The sequence below is a fragment of the Streptomyces sp. NPDC007157 genome, from assembly GCF_040634235.1.
Taxonomy (GTDB): domain Bacteria; phylum Actinomycetota; class Actinomycetes; order Streptomycetales; family Streptomycetaceae; genus Streptomyces.
Genome location: NZ_JBEYFE010000001.1, coordinates 381,652 through 395,286 on the forward strand (window position 1 = coordinate 381,652; position 13,635 = coordinate 395,286).

The following is a 13,635-nucleotide window of genomic DNA, read 5'->3' on the forward strand; positions in this document are numbered from 1 at the left end:
GGTACCGCGCACCCACCATCGCGAGCCGGCCGGATCGTGGGTGCCCGACACCTAGGGACAAGGCGGCCTGGTTCCGGTTCCGGCGCCCGACGAACCTGATGGTCAGGCGGCTGCCCCAGCCGCCCCACACGCGCCTCGGACCCGCGTCGACGCTCACTCCCGCAGCGGACGCTCCGATACGAGGCGACTCCATCGAGGAGCACGCGATGACCATCACCCTCACCGACGCCGACACCATGAGCTGGAACCCCGAGGCCCTGGACGAGATCCTCGCGAACGACGAGGGGCGTCCCGTCCTGTTCACGAACGCCCGGATCCTGACGACGGACCCGTTGATCGGGGCCATGGTCGGCGCCGACATCCTGTTCGTCGGCTCACTGATCGTGGGGGTCGGCCCGGGCATCGTCACCGCGGCCGGGGACGACAACGCCATCGTCGTCGACAGCACCGGCATGACCATCGTCCCCGCCGTCCTGGACACCGTGGCGCTGGCCGGCGGCCGCGGCCGGCGCTCCGAGTACGTCGCGACACTGGCACCGGGCAACGCGGCCGACTTCCTGGTGGTGCCCGACGAACTCGCCGACGACGTGCCGGGCGCGGTGGCCACCCTCCTGACCCGGCCGGATCAGGTCCGCGCGCTCGTCGCGACCGGGCTCCCGGTCCTGTGGGCGGGCACCGACGTCCCCGGCCGGGCCACCGCACCCGAGACGGGCGTACCGGCCGCCGCGGACCTGACCGGCAGCCCGCGCGTCGGCGTCTGGATCGACCGCAACGACTTCCTGCACCAGGAACTCACCGCCGACGGCCGCTACGACGAGACCCGGGGCGGACGCCCGCACGCCTACCAGGGCCGCTACTGGGTCGCCGGAGACCGCATCGACTACCTGGACGACCTCGGGTTCTGGGCCTACGGCGAGTTCCGGGGCGACGAACTCCACCACGCGGGCTACGTCATGAAGCTCGGCTGACCTCCCTCCCCTCGCCCTCCCCCCGTCCTCCCCCCGCCTTCTTCCCGGCCCCCCTCCCCCGTACTGAAAGAAGAACCCTCATGAACGTCAACGACACCACCAGCGCCGCCGTACTCGAAGAGCTCCGGCGTCGGCCCGCCGACCGGCGGCGCATCCTGTTCACCGGCGCGACCGTCGTCACCATGGACCCCGGTCTCGGTGTCGTGGCCGACGGCGACCTCCTCGTCGAGGGCGACACGATCACCGCCGTCGGCCCCCGCCTCGACGCGGCGGACGCCGTGGTCGTCGACGCCACCGGCACGATCCTCGCCCCCGGCTTCGTGGACACCCACCGGCACGCCTGGGAGGCCCAGTTGCGCCGGATCATGCCGGACGTCGACGACCTCGGCGGCTATGTGATGGCCACCCTGGCCGGCTACGCCACCGTCTACCGGCCCCAGGACATGTACACAGGCACCAGACTGGCCGCCCTGACCGCGATCGACAGCGGCATCACGACCATGCTCGACTTCTCCCACAACTCCCGTACCCGCCGGCACTCCGACGCCGCCGTCCAGGCGCTGCGCGACACCGGCATCCGTGGCGTGCACGCCTCCATGGGCCCGCACTTCGGCGACTGGGACCGGCAGTGGCCCGGCGACCTCACCCGCCTCAAGGACCGCTACTTCAGCAGCGACGACCAACTGCTCACCCTGCGCCTGGCGACCCTCGCCACCGACGAGATCGCCGGACCCGACCTCGCCTACGGCCCCGAACTCGCGCGGGTCGCTGAGGAACTGGGCATCGGGGTGAGCGTGGACGCCGTCTTCGGCACCGCCTCCTCCGAAGCGGTCCTGCGCTGGGCCAAGGACGGCATCCTCGGCCCCGACGTCACCCTCATCCACTCCACCGGCCTGACCCCCGAGGCGTGGCAGGCGATGGGCGAGTCCGGCACCACGGTGGCCCTCGCGCCGACCTCCGACGCCCAGATCGGCCTGGAGACCGCGGTCCCCGCCGTCGACGAGGCGCTGTCCGTCGGCATCCGCCCCGGACTGAGCATCGACGTCGAAGTGGCTCTGGCCAGCGACATGTTCACCCAGATGCGGGCCCTGCACGCCATCCAGCGGATGCGCGCGGTCAACGCCGCCTACGGCACCGGCCGGCAGCCCTTCCGCATCACCACCCACGACGTGCTCGACTTCGCCACCCTCCAGGGCGCCCGCACCAACGGCCTGGCCGGTGTCACCGGTTCACTCACCCCGGGCAAGAAGGCCGACCTGCTGGTCATCCGGGCCGAGGACCTCAACAACATGCCCCTCAACGACCCGATCGGCACGATCGTGCTGGGCTCCGACGCCCGCAACATCAGCGCCGTCCTCATCAACGGCGAGCCCCGCAAGTGGGACGGCCGGGTCCTCGACGTCGACCTGGCCGCCCTGCGCTCCGAGGTGCACGCCTCGCGGGAGTACGTGCTGAACACCCCGGCCGTCTGAAGGCCCCCACCCCGTTCCGTGGTCCCCCGGCCGCCCGGTCCCGGACGTACGCACAGCGAAGGAATCCGCCATGGCAAGCCTGGAACTGATCGCCGTCGTCGCCGTCGGCGTGCTCCTGATGGGCTGGCTGTCGCGTCGTACCGGCCTGAGCGAACCGCTTCTGCTGCTCGGCGCGGGCTGCCTCGTGGGACTGACACCGCCCTTCGCGTCGTTCACGCTGTCCCCCGAGGTCGTCCTGTTCCTCTTTCTGCCCGCCCTGCTGTACTGGGAGGCGCTCACCTCCTCGGTACGCGAGATCCGCGACAACTTCCGCAGCATCGCCCTGCAGTCCACCGGGCTGGTCCTCGCCACCGCCGTCGCCGTCGCGGCCGTGGCCCATGCGCTGGGCTACGGCTGGCCCGTCGCCTTCGTCCTCGGCGCCGTCCTGGCCCCGACCGACGCCGCGGCGGTCGCCGCCGTCGCCAGGGCGATGCCGCGCCGCATCCTGACCGTGCTGCGCACCGAGAGCCTGCTCAACGACGGCACCGCGCTGGTCCTGCTGGCCGTGGCCGTCGATGTCGTCACCGACGAGCGGCCCTTCTCCTGGTCCGGCACGGCGGTCGCCTTCGCCGAGTCCTACGCCGGCGGAATCCTGGTCGGCGGCGCGGTCGCGCTGCTCCTGATCCCGGTCAGGCGCCGGCTGCCCGACCCCCTGCTGCACAGCGTGCTGAGCGTCGCCACGCCTTTCCTGGCCTACCTGCCCGCCGAACTCCTGCGGGTGTCCGGCGTCCTCGCCGTCGTCACCTGCGGCCTGGTGACCACCCGGTTCGGCCCTCGTGTCATCGGTCCCGACGCCCGCATCCAGGCGGTCGCCTTCTGGGAAGTGACCAGCTATCTGCTCAACAGCGCGCTGTTCGTCGTCGTCGGTGTCCAACTGCCTGCGGCTGTGCGGGCGTTGACCTCTGTCTCGCTGGTCCAGGCGATGTTCGCCGCCCTCGCCGTGAGCGTCGCCGTGATCGGGACCCGGATCGCCTGGTTCTACTCGGTCCCCTATCTCGTCAGGCTCGTGGACCGGCGTCCCCGGCAGCGCGAGCGCCGGATCACCGGACGCCAGCGGCTGCCGCTGGCGTGGGCGGGGATGCGTGGCGCCATCTCGCTGGCCGCCGCGCTGACCGTGCCCGCCACGACCGCCGGGGGACAGGTCGTCGGGCAGCGTGACGCCGTGGTGTTCCTCACGACCGTCGTCATCGTCGTCACCCTCACGGTCCTCGGCCCCACGCTGCCCGCCGTGGTCCGCCGGGCCCGCTTCCCCGAGGACACGGACAGGACCGCCGAACTCACCCTCGTCCGCTGCCGTATGAGCAGTGCCGCACTGCACGCCCTGCCGGAGCTGGCGCAGCGGTTCGGGGTCCCCGAGTGGGACACCCGGCGCCTGGTCCAGGACATCGAGGACCATACGGCCCCCGCTCCCGGCACCGCGCGGCGCCGGGAGAGCGTGCGTCGACTCGAACTCGCCCTGCTCCGGGTCAAGCGGGACACCCTCACGGACCTGCGCGACGCCGGCCGCATCGACGACATCGTCCTGCGGAGCGTCCAGCGCATGCTCGACGTGGAGGAGGTCCGGCTGCAAGGCAAGGCGAATCCCACGGCCGCGTCTCCGGCCTGCCCGGATGAGCCCCCGTACCCGTGAAGGACCCGGCTGCGGCCCGGCCCGAAGTGCGCCCCGGCGCCGACCGGTTCCCGCCTCACCCGGCGGCGGTGAGCGCTCCGAGGGCACTGGCCTGGGTCCGCCAGTCGGTCTGGTTGGGGCTGGTGCCGGCCCAGCGCTCACCGAGGGCGTTGAGGGAGGTCCGGTCCTGTGCCCACAGGGTGTCCGCCTGCTTCTGGACATAACTCCGGTACGCGCTGGAGCCGGTGGCGGTCGCCAGGTCGGCGAGGTTCCGCACGAAGATGCCCTTGAACTGCTTCTGGTTGTCGTCGCAGGACGCCGAGCCGACGTCGCAGGACTCGGTGAGCACTCCGCCGACCGTCAGCGCCGGACGGCTGACCGCGGCGTCGGCCAGGGTCCGCGCGGTGGTCAGCAGCGAGCCGTCCCCGGTGGACTTCCACAGCTCGGTGAAGCCGCCGATGGCCAGTCCCTGGTTGTAACTCCACACGGTGGAGCCGTTGTTGGCGCAGGACGAGGTCAGGCCGTCGTTCACCAGACCCGAGGAGTTGATCATCCCGCTGGCCCGGTACCAGGCGGCGGACGTCTTCGCCCGCTGGAGCCACACGGTGTCGCCCGGGATGCGCTGGTGCAGTGCGGTGGTCAGCCACAGGTACTGCCCGTTCGTCACCGCGTTCTTGTAGGTCCGCTCCCGGTCCCACCACACGCCACCGCCGCAGGTGCCGGTGTCCCAGTACTGCTGGACGTAGTTGGCGATGGTGACGGCCTCGTCGAGATACCGGGAGTCGTGGGTGTAGTCGTACGCGTCGATCCAGGCGATGGCCCACCAGCCCGAGTCGTCGACGGACCGGCTGATGAAGTCGCCCTCGATCGCGTCCGAGCTGCGCACCCCGGCGGCGAAGACGCCCTTGTTCCGGTCGAAGGTACGCGCGACGATCCAGTCGTAGTCGTGCGTGCCGGTGGTCTTCGCGAAGTCGATGAGGGAGGTGAGCGTGGCCGCCGAGTTCCACCAACTGCTCGGCCACCAGCCGTTGTAGGGGTCGTAGGACGTCATCAGCGCGTCCGCCGCCGCGCGCGCCCGGGTCGGCGCGGGCCTGACCCACGCGGTACAGCTGCCCTCGTTGTGGCTCGCCTCCCGCCCGCAGGCGCGGACCGCGCCGCCGTAGAGGAGGCCGCGCGGGTCACGGGTGGCGTACATCGCGGTACGGGTGCCGGTGGCACCGGACGGGGTGGCGGTACGGCCGAGGGAGGAACCGTCCGGCCAGGTCGAGCCGCCGTCCCAGGAGCGGTCGAGCCAGATCTCGTCGCCGGCGCCACCGGTGTCGATGCTCGCCCAGGCCATGGAGTTCCGCTGGTCGACGTGCAGCCGGATCGTGCGGCCGTAGAGGGTGGTGGACGGTACCGGCTGGTCGTCGCCGGCCGCCCGGTCCGCGCTCGTGCCGTCACAGAGGGTGTCGCAGACGGTGGGATAGACCCAGCTCGTGCAGCCCACGCCTGCCGCGTCACCGCAGGCCCGGACCAGCCCCCGGCGGTGGTTGCGGGGGTCCGTGATGTTGTACATCAGCGTCCTGGTGCCGGTCCAGGTGCCCGGGATGCTCGCCTTGCCGAGCAGTCCCTCCCAGGTGGCACCACCGTCCCAGGAGCGGTCCAGCCACACCGAGTCCCCGGTCACGCCGTCGTCGATGCTGGCCCACGCCATGTCGTCGGCGTCGGACACGTGCAGTTCCAGGCGACGGCCGTTGAGGTCCTTGTCCGGTACCGGGAAGGTCTCCTGACGGGCCTGCGAGGGGTCGAGCGTGTCGCAGGCCAGGACGCAGACCTGGGTCGCGGCGGCCGCGGGTGTCGCGGCCGGGACCAGGGCGGCGAACGCCAGCGCGGCCGCCAGCAGGAAGCCGAGCAGGCGTGATCTGACAACGATGTCTGAGCTGCGTGAGGACACCGGGACTCGCCTCGATTCCACGATGGGGGACGACGGTCGACGCGCGTGACGGGGGCCGGTGGCTCTGGTCGAGCCGGGCCGGATTCGAGCACTGGTCCATACCTGTCTGCGAGGCAGTGAACCGGCTTGGCGGGGTCCTGTCAATGCCGCAAGGAGGCTCTGTTCCAAGGGAGTCGAGAGGTGGCCGTGACGGGTTGACACCCCGTTTCCGGGCGCCCATCATCGGTGGAACTTCGGCGAGGCTCCTCGTGCATCCAACAGCCACCACAGACAACGGGCTTCGTGCGGCACGGATTTGAATCGTTTCAGAGACTGCGCCCCCGGCACCCGCACCCCCCACCCAGGAGGTCTCCATGCGCCGTCGCTCCCCGCTGAACAGACCGCCGGGCCGGCATCATCTGCTCGGCCTCGCCGTCGTCGCGGCCACCACGCTCGCCGCGGGCCCGGCCCCGGCCGCCGGCGCCGTCGCACCGGCTTCCGCCGCGGTGACCCCGACGGGCGCCCGGGCGGCGGCGGTCGACCCGCTGAACTACTCGCCGACCTCGCGCACCCTGAAGCCGACCGCCGTCTACCGGACGTCCGGCAGCGTCGCGAATCCGCAGAACGTACTGAGCGGACAGCCGACCCGGATCTCCGGCTCCCAGTCGGCCGTCACCCTCGACTTCGGCAAGGAGGTCGGCGGTGTGACAACGTTGTTCTTCGGGAGTGCGAGCGACAGCGGTCAACGGGTCGGCCTGGCCTTCAGCGAGTCGTCCCGGTACGCCGGCAACAACAGCGACCGCAGCAGCGGCCGCGACGGCGAGGACGGGGCCCTCTACGCCACGGCCTCCGCCAACGGCACCTATACGGTGCCCACCGCTCAACTCCGCGGCGGATTCCGCTACTTGACCGTCTTCCTGGACACCTCGGGCTGGGTCGACCTCACGGGCGTCAGCCTCGGCTTCACGGCGGCGCCCGGGAAGTCCGACCCGGCCGACTACCCCAACTACTTCCACTCCAGCGACGACCTGCTCAACCGTATCTGGTACGCCGGGGCCTACACGGTGCAGCTCAACACGATCGCCTCGAACCAGGGCCGTGCCTGGCCCCCGCCGTCCGCCGCGTGGGACAACGGCGCGACCGTCGGGGTGGGTGACTCCGTCCTGGTCGACGGCGCCAAGCGCGACCGCACGGTGTGGCCCGGCGACATGGGCATCGCCGTACCCACGCAGTACGCGTACTCGGGCGACCTCACCTCCACCCGCAACGCGCTGACGACGATGTACGACGCGCAGTCGGCGGCGGGTGAGATCCCCTGGTCGGGGCCGCCGTTCAACCTCACCGGCTCCGACACCTACCACACCTGGACGCTGCTGGGCACGTCGACGTACTACACGTACACCGCCGACCGGACGTGGCTGGACTCGGAATGGGCCGCCTACAAGCGCGGGATGGCCTTCATCACGAACAAGATCGACGGCAATAACCTGCTCAACGTGACCCGCACCCAGGACTGGGCCCGGGTCGGCCAGGGCGGTGAGAACATCTCCGCCAACGCGCTGCTGTACTCGGCGCTCAGGGGCGGCGCGACCCTGGCCACGGCCGAGGGCGACACGGCGCTCGCCGCGAGCTGGGCCGGCAAGGCGGACGCGATCAAGGCCGCGGCCAACTCCCGTCTGTGGGACGCCACGAAGGGCCTGTACAAGGACAACCCCACCAGCGGTCTGTACCCGCAGGACGGCAACTCCCTGGCCGTCTGGTACGGGTTGACCGATTCCGCGGCCAAGGCGAAGAGCGTCGTCGCGGGGCTCGGGAAGAACTGGGGCGCGTACGGCCCCACCACCCCCGAATGGGGCGGCAACGTCTCACCCTTCGCGGGCGGCATGGAGCTCAACGCCCGCTTCACGGCGAACGACGACTACACCGCCCTGGACCAGATCCGCCGTACCTGGGGTCACATGCTCGACAGCGACATCGGCACGAAGAGCACCTTCTGGGAGGGCGTCAAGGCCGACGGCGGGCTCGCCTACGGCGGTTCGTTCATGAGCCTGGCCCACGGCTGGTCCACCGCGCCCACCTCCACGCTCACCTTCGACGTGCTGGGCACCGCACCCGAGTCGGCGGCCGGCGCCTACCGCTTCGTCCCGCACCCCGGCGACCTGACCAGCGCCGAGGGCCGTATCACCCTGCCCCAGGGCGCCGTCGGCGCATCCTGGTCCCGCGACCCCGCCGCCGGCACCTACACGGCGCACCTGACCAGCCCGTCCGGCACCAGTGGCCGTATCGGCGTGCCGAAGTTCGGCGGCGGAGACGTCTCGGTGTCCGTGAACGGCACCGTCGTCTGGCGCGGCGGATCCTTCACGCCCGCCTCCGGCATCACCGGCGCGAGCCAGGACGACACGTACGTCTACCTCACCGGCGTCGCCCCGGGCAGCTACACCGTGACCGCCACCGGCCTCGGCAACCCGGCCGCGTCCGCCGACCCGGCCACCACCGGTGCACTGCGCGCGGGCTACACCCGGTGCGCGGGCGAGGGCGGCAGCTGCTCCTTCAGCGGCACCCGCTCGGTGGCCTACGGCGCCGGGACGTACACGTACCAGACCGTGACCGACAGCACCGCCTGCACCAGCGACTCCTTCGGCGGCGACCCGGCGCCGAACCTCCTGAAGTCCTGCTACGTCGCCGACGCGGGCGGCCCGCCGGGCTACACCGTCTGCGCGGCCGAGGGTGGCACCTGCGCCGTGCCCGGCTACAACCGTGACGTCGTCTACGGCGCGAACGGCAACTTCGTGCACCAGGTCACCAACGGCTCCGTCACCTGCTCCAACGCCCACTTCGGTGATCCCGTCGACGGTGTCGCCAAGTCCTGCTACCTGCCGTCCGCCGGAGCACCGGCCGGCGGCTGGACCAAGTGCGCGGACCAGAACGGCACCTGCCCGGCCGCCGCCGGACAGCCGGTGATGTACGGCGCGTTCGGAGCGTTCACCACGCTCAAGGCCACCGGCGACACCCCGTGCACCGACGCGGCGTTCGGCGACCCGATCCCCGGCGAGTCGAAAGCGTGCTACACCGCCACCGGCGGCCCGGCCGGGTACGCCACGAACTGCTCGGACGAAACCGGGACCTGCGCCTTCGGCGGGCAGCGGACCGTGGCCTACGGCGCGCGGGGCACCTTCGTCTACCGGACGTTCACCGGCGGGACCGGTTGCACGACGGCGGCGTTCGGCGGCACCGACCCGCTGCCGGGCGTCCGGAAGGGCTGCTACCTCACCCCCTGAGCGGTACGACACCTCCGGCGGCGCGCGGGCTGCCGGATTCACTCGGGGTGCGCCACCGCCTCCTTCTGCAGCTGCACCGCCGCGAGCAGGCTCAGCTTCGGCTCCGCCTGTCGCAGCGCCTTCACCGCGGCGACGGAGGTGATGTCCCCGGTGAAGCCGACGGCGGCCAGCCGGGAGCGGACCCAGCGGGCGCGCAGCCCGCTCTCGGTGGCGGAGGCGGTGGACTCCACGAGCGCGGCGGCACGTTCCAGGCCCGGGCGTTCCTCCGGCGAGGCTTCCGCCAGTGCCTGGCGCAGGGCCGCCGCGACCACGTCCGCGTCCCGGATGGCCAGCACGAAGGTGTGCTTCTTGCTCAGTCCCGTGATTCCTGTCATGAGGCCCAGCCTGACGGCCATGTCCTCCGTCCACCAAGCGACTTGAGGAGCCTCAGAGGTGCCGTCGGGGCCGCCGACGAGCCGGGCGGTGACGTCCTTGGCCTAGACGGCCTGGGCGGTGGGCAGGACGGTGATCTCGGTGAGGTTGACGTGGCGCGGGACGGCGGCCATGAAGGCGACGGTCTCGGCGATGTCGGCGCTCTGCAGGACGTCGATGTCGTGGATGAGGTCGGCCATCAGCTTGGAGGCGTCGGGGTCGGTGACGTGGTCGGGCAGCTCGGTGTCGACCATGCCGGGCTCGATGGTGGCCACGCGGACCATCTTGGGGCCGAGCTCGACGCGCAGCAGCCGGGTGAGGTGGCTGATGTACGCCTTGGTGCCGGAGTAGACGGAGAACTTCGTCAGGATGCGGGTGGCCGCGATCGACGAGGTGTTGATCAGGTCGGCGGGCCTGCCCGCGGCGGCGGATTCCGTCAGGTGCGGGACGAACGCGGCGATCACGTTCATCAGGCCGCCGATGTTGAGGTCGATCTGACGCTGCCAGTCGTCGACCTTGAGCTCCTCGATACCGGAGATGAGCTGGACACCGGCGTTGTTGAACACGAGGTCGGCCTTGCCGAAACGCTCGGCGACCCGGTCGGCGGCGGCCTGGACGGCGGCGCGGTCGGTCACGTCGACGGCCAGGGCGAGCGCGGTGCCGCCGGCGGCCTCGATGTTCTTGACCACACGGTCCAGGCGCTCCCTGCGCCGGGCCAGTACGACCACGGTGGCGCCGAGTTCGGCGAGGCGCTCGGCGGTGACGGCACCCATGCCGCTGGAGGCGCCGGAGACGACCGCGACACGGCCGGTGAGGGGGGTACCGGTGAGCAGGGCAGCAGACATCACAAAACCTCAATCTCTTTGATCGTGGGGTTCGGAAAACAGAGGGTTCGGAAAGCAGGGGGTCCGGAAGGCGTCGGTTCGTGGGGGTGCGGGGAGCACCGGGCCGGCGCGGGTGCCCGAACGCGTCGGGCACCCGGCGGAGCGTCAGGCGGCGTCGTCGTGCGCGGTGGCCGCGGACTTCTCGCGCCACAGGGCGAGGTCGTCCTGCACCTGCCGGTACTTGACGTCGAGCCGCTCCATGGTGTCGCGCCCCAGGTAGAGATGGGTCGGGAGCTTCTCGGCGGAGGCCACCTCGACGATGAGGGCGGCGCCCTTGACGGGGTCGCCGAGCTGGGCGTGGTTGGCCTGGTCGATCCAGTCGAGCGTCACGTGCGCGGGGGTGTCGTCGTAGTCGCCGATGCGGTTCTGGGCGACCGACAGGGAGCTGGCGTCCAGGAAGTCGGTGCGGAAGACGCCCGGCTCGACGACCATCGACTGGATTCCGAACGGCGCCATTTCGGCGGAGAGCGCTTCGCTGATGCCGGCGACGGCGAACTTCGAGGCGGAGTACAGGCTGACGCCCGGCTCGCCCTCGAAGCCGGAGCGGGACCCGATGTGCACCAGCCGGCCCGAGCCCTGCTTGCGCATCACGGGCAGCACGGCGCGGGTCACGTTGATCAGACCGAAGACGTTGAGGTCGAACAGCGACCGGGCCTCCGCGTCGCTGATCTCCTCCAGCGCGCCGAGCAGACCGCGGCCGGCGTTGTTCACCAGGACGTCGATGCCGCCGAACCGCTCCACGGCCGCCTCGACCGCACTCGGGATGCTGTCGTTGTCCGTGACGTCCAGGGCGACCGCGAATACCTTGTCGGAACTCTTGAGATCGTCCGGTACCCGCTCCGGATTTCGCACGGCGACCACGACATCGTTACCGCCTGCCAGCGCCGCACGGGCGATTTCCGCGCCGATTCCGCGGGAAGCACCGGTGACAAACCACGTAGCCATGGGAAAAACCTCTTTCGTCGATTTCCCCTCGGTGGGGATTTCCTGTTGACGTATTCGAGTCTGTCCCTCCTCCACGTCGATATGAAGGCAGCGGTTTTCCTGGGAGTCCTGCACCCAGGATGCGGCTCAGATGCCGTGCGCGGGGCTCTGCTGGTGCGGCACCTCGGGCGCGCTGACGGAGCCCAGCAGGGCCAGCCCGTCGGCGGAGGGGGAGCCCGGCTCGGCCTGCAGGACGACGAGCTGCTGCCCCGGGACGCTGCGGATGCTCAGGGCCTCGTGCCGCAGCTCCAGGTCTCCCACGACGGAGTGGTGCACCTGCTTGATCTCGTAGGGCGGGACCCTGGTGTACGCGCGTGCCCACAGCGCGCGGAACTCGCCGCTGCGTACCGACAGCTCTCCGACCAGCTCCAGGATGCGGGGGTCCTCCGGGGTGCTCGCGGCGGTCTGCTGGAGGTCGGCGACGGCCCGGTGCCTGGCCCGCTCCGGGCTGCGGTAGAAGGTCTTCGCGGCGGGGTCCAGGAAGAGCATGCGCAGGACGTTGTCGCGCTCCGCGAAGTCGCGGTAGAGGGCGTCGGCCAGCGCGTTGGTGGCCAGCAGGTCCTGGGCGTGCCCGATGATGAACGCCGGTGTCCTGCTCCAGCCCTCGATCAGCCGGCGCAGGTGCGGCCGGACATGCTCGACCCGGGCGGGTGCCTTCGTACGGCGGGCCGCCGGCCGGGCCAGCCGGAAGAGTTCCCGCTTGTCCTCGTCCCCGAGTTGCAGCACCCGGGCCATGGCCTCGAGGACCCGGGGCGACGGACTGAGCTCACGGCCCTGTTCCAGCCGGCTGTAGTAGCTCGGGCTGACCCCCGCGAGCGTCGCGACCTCGTCGCGCCGCAGCCCGGGCACCCGTCGCCGACCTGCGGCGGGCAGCCCCGCCGCCATGGGGCTCAGGCGTTCTCTGCGGGCGCGGAGAAACCGACCCAGCCCTTCCACCGAGCCGAGGTGCGTGTCGTTGTCCATGCCGTCGAGGCTAGGCGGAAAACGCCCGGAAAAGTTCCGCGGACGGTGGGTGCATTACACCCAGGATTACGGACTCCACGGCGCCGGGCGATGTCTGACCACGCCCTGACATCTCGGTCGCCCTCCCTCTCCGGCACCCCCGGCACGAATCACCCTCCGCGACGAACGCGCGACCTGATGTGATACTGGACGCCCGGCACTTCTCACAGGACGAAATCCATCTAGTCTTGCCGCATGAGCAATGGGACGCCTTTGGGTGATTTTCTCCGAGCCCGCAGAGAAGCCCTGAAGCCGCACGACGTCGATCTGCCCGAACACGGGCGGCGTCGGGTGCCGGGACTGCGCAGAGAGGAAGTCGCGCTGCTCGCCGGAGTCAGCTCCGACTACTACATCAGGCTGGAACAGGGCCGTGAGAACAGCCCGTCCGCGCAGGTCCTCGATGCCGTGGCGCAAGCGCTCAAACTGGACTCGGAATCCACCGACCATCTCAACCGCCTCTGCCTCGCCGCCTCGCAGCGTCCGCGCGACTGGGGTGTGGCCGACGTCAGCGGGCAGTTGTTGCAGCTGATGGACGGATGGGACCACACTCCGGCCTTCGTCGTCGGCCCGGCCCTCGACATCTTGGCGGGCAACTCCCTGGCCACGGCCCTGCACAGCGGTTTCGAGGAGTTCGACAACCTCGCCCGGATGGTGTTCGTCGACCCGGCAGGGCGCGACTTCTACCAGGAGTGGGAGCGGGCCGCGCACTCCTGCGTCGCCGAGATCAGGGCCGCCTACGGCCATGACCCCGATTCCGCCCGCATCGCCGAGGTCGTGGCGGAACTGTCCGACCGGAGCGCGGAGTTCGCCGCGCTCTGGCAACTGCACGACGTCAAGAGCAAGTCCCAGGAGGGCAAGCACCTGAAACACCCTCAGGTCGGGGACCTGCACATCAAGTTCGCGGCTTTCACCGTCAACGGGGCCCCGCACCAGCAGCTGGTGGTCTACCAGGCCGAACCGGCCAGCCCGACGGCGACCGCCTTCGAGGCACTGGGGGCCATGGCCACCCGGCCGAAGCAGGCCCCGACAGGAGCGGTCGACGCCGGCAGGTGAGTTCCGGCGGAGGCTGGTAG

At 71.0% G+C, this 13,635-nt stretch carries 10 protein-coding genes; 5 read left to right on the forward strand and 5 right to left on the reverse strand.

Annotation, left to right across the window (positions count from 1 at the left end; all coding sequences use genetic code 11):
* Positions 1-206: 206 nt before the first annotated feature.
* From ABZ642_RS01700 to ABZ642_RS01710, 3 genes are all read left to right on the forward strand, one after another.
* Positions 207-968, forward strand: coding sequence for an Atu4866 domain-containing protein (locus tag ABZ642_RS01700; RefSeq protein WP_360475357.1), 762 nt, complete (start codon positions 207-209; stop codon positions 966-968).
* 80 nt (positions 969-1,048) lie between these two features.
* Entirely contained in the window at positions 1,049-2,440 is a 1,392-nt protein-coding gene (locus ABZ642_RS01705) for an amidohydrolase family protein (protein WP_360475360.1), read from the forward strand.
* 70 nt (positions 2,441-2,510) lie between these two features.
* Complete coding sequence (locus ABZ642_RS01710) at positions 2,511-4,109, forward strand: Na+/H+ antiporter (RefSeq protein ID WP_360475363.1); 1,599 nt, start codon at positions 2,511-2,513, stop codon at positions 4,107-4,109.
* 55 nt (positions 4,110-4,164) lie between these two features.
* Here the strand turns inward: ABZ642_RS01710 and ABZ642_RS01715 are convergent, their stop codons facing one another.
* Positions 4,165-5,784: a glycoside hydrolase family 76 protein gene (locus tag ABZ642_RS01715; protein WP_360476059.1), complete on the reverse strand. Its 1,620-nt coding sequence runs from the start codon at positions 5,782-5,784 to the stop codon at positions 4,165-4,167.
* A gap of 593 nt (positions 5,785-6,377) precedes the next feature.
* Between ABZ642_RS01715 and ABZ642_RS01720 the strand changes: the two genes are divergently transcribed.
* Complete coding sequence (locus ABZ642_RS01720; protein WP_360475366.1) at positions 6,378-9,281, forward strand: alpha-L-rhamnosidase; 2,904 nt, start codon at positions 6,378-6,380, stop codon at positions 9,279-9,281.
* Between the two features lie 38 nt (positions 9,282-9,319).
* Here the strand turns inward: ABZ642_RS01720 and ABZ642_RS01725 are convergent, their stop codons facing one another.
* The 4 genes from ABZ642_RS01725 to ABZ642_RS01740 all read right to left on the reverse strand — a co-directional run bounded on the left by ABZ642_RS01725 (position 9,320) and on the right by ABZ642_RS01740 (position 12,523).
* On the reverse strand, positions 9,320-9,655 hold the full coding sequence (locus ABZ642_RS01725; RefSeq protein WP_360475369.1) for a hypothetical protein: 336 nt from the start codon (positions 9,653-9,655) through the stop codon (positions 9,320-9,322).
* A 102-nt stretch (positions 9,656-9,757) separates the two neighbouring features.
* On the reverse strand, positions 9,758-10,540 hold the full coding sequence (locus ABZ642_RS01730; protein WP_360475372.1) for an SDR family oxidoreductase: 783 nt from the start codon (positions 10,538-10,540) through the stop codon (positions 9,758-9,760).
* Between the two features lie 141 nt (positions 10,541-10,681).
* A complete protein-coding gene (locus ABZ642_RS01735) occupies positions 10,682-11,521 on the reverse strand; it encodes an SDR family NAD(P)-dependent oxidoreductase (protein WP_360475375.1) in 840 nt (279 codons plus the stop codon).
* A 126-nt stretch (positions 11,522-11,647) separates the two neighbouring features.
* On the reverse strand, positions 11,648-12,523 hold the full coding sequence (locus tag ABZ642_RS01740) for a helix-turn-helix transcriptional regulator (protein ID WP_360475378.1): 876 nt from the start codon (positions 12,521-12,523) through the stop codon (positions 11,648-11,650).
* 234 nt (positions 12,524-12,757) lie between these two features.
* Between ABZ642_RS01740 and ABZ642_RS01745 the strand changes: the two genes are divergently transcribed.
* A complete protein-coding gene (locus ABZ642_RS01745) occupies positions 12,758-13,615 on the forward strand; it encodes a helix-turn-helix transcriptional regulator (protein WP_360475381.1) in 858 nt (285 codons plus the stop codon).
* Positions 13,616-13,635 lie beyond the last annotated feature (20 nt).

Excerpts from the sequence above, each read along its gene's own strand:
- ABZ642_RS01700 (WP_360475357.1), top strand. The coding sequence starts at position 207 with ATGACCATCACCCTCACCGACGCCGACACCATGAGCTGGAACCCCGAG.
- ABZ642_RS01705 (WP_360475360.1), top strand. The coding sequence starts at position 1,049 with ATGAACGTCAACGACACCACCAGCGCCGCCGTACTCGAAGAGCTCCGG.
- ABZ642_RS01710 (WP_360475363.1), top strand. The coding sequence starts at position 2,511 with ATGGCAAGCCTGGAACTGATCGCCGTCGTCGCCGTCGGCGTGCTCCTG.
- ABZ642_RS01715 (WP_360476059.1), bottom strand. The coding sequence starts at position 5,784 with ATGGCGTGGGCCAGCATCGACGACGGCGTGACCGGGGACTCGGTGTGG.
- ABZ642_RS01720 (WP_360475366.1), top strand. The coding sequence starts at position 6,378 with ATGCGCCGTCGCTCCCCGCTGAACAGACCGCCGGGCCGGCATCATCTG.
- ABZ642_RS01725 (WP_360475369.1), bottom strand. The coding sequence starts at position 9,655 with ATGACAGGAATCACGGGACTGAGCAAGAAGCACACCTTCGTGCTGGCC.
- ABZ642_RS01735 (WP_360475375.1), bottom strand. The coding sequence starts at position 11,521 with ATGGCTACGTGGTTTGTCACCGGTGCTTCCCGCGGAATCGGCGCGGAA.
- ABZ642_RS01740 (WP_360475378.1), bottom strand. The coding sequence starts at position 12,523 with ATGGACAACGACACGCACCTCGGCTCGGTGGAAGGGCTGGGTCGGTTT.
- ABZ642_RS01745 (WP_360475381.1), top strand. The coding sequence starts at position 12,758 with ATGAGCAATGGGACGCCTTTGGGTGATTTTCTCCGAGCCCGCAGAGAA.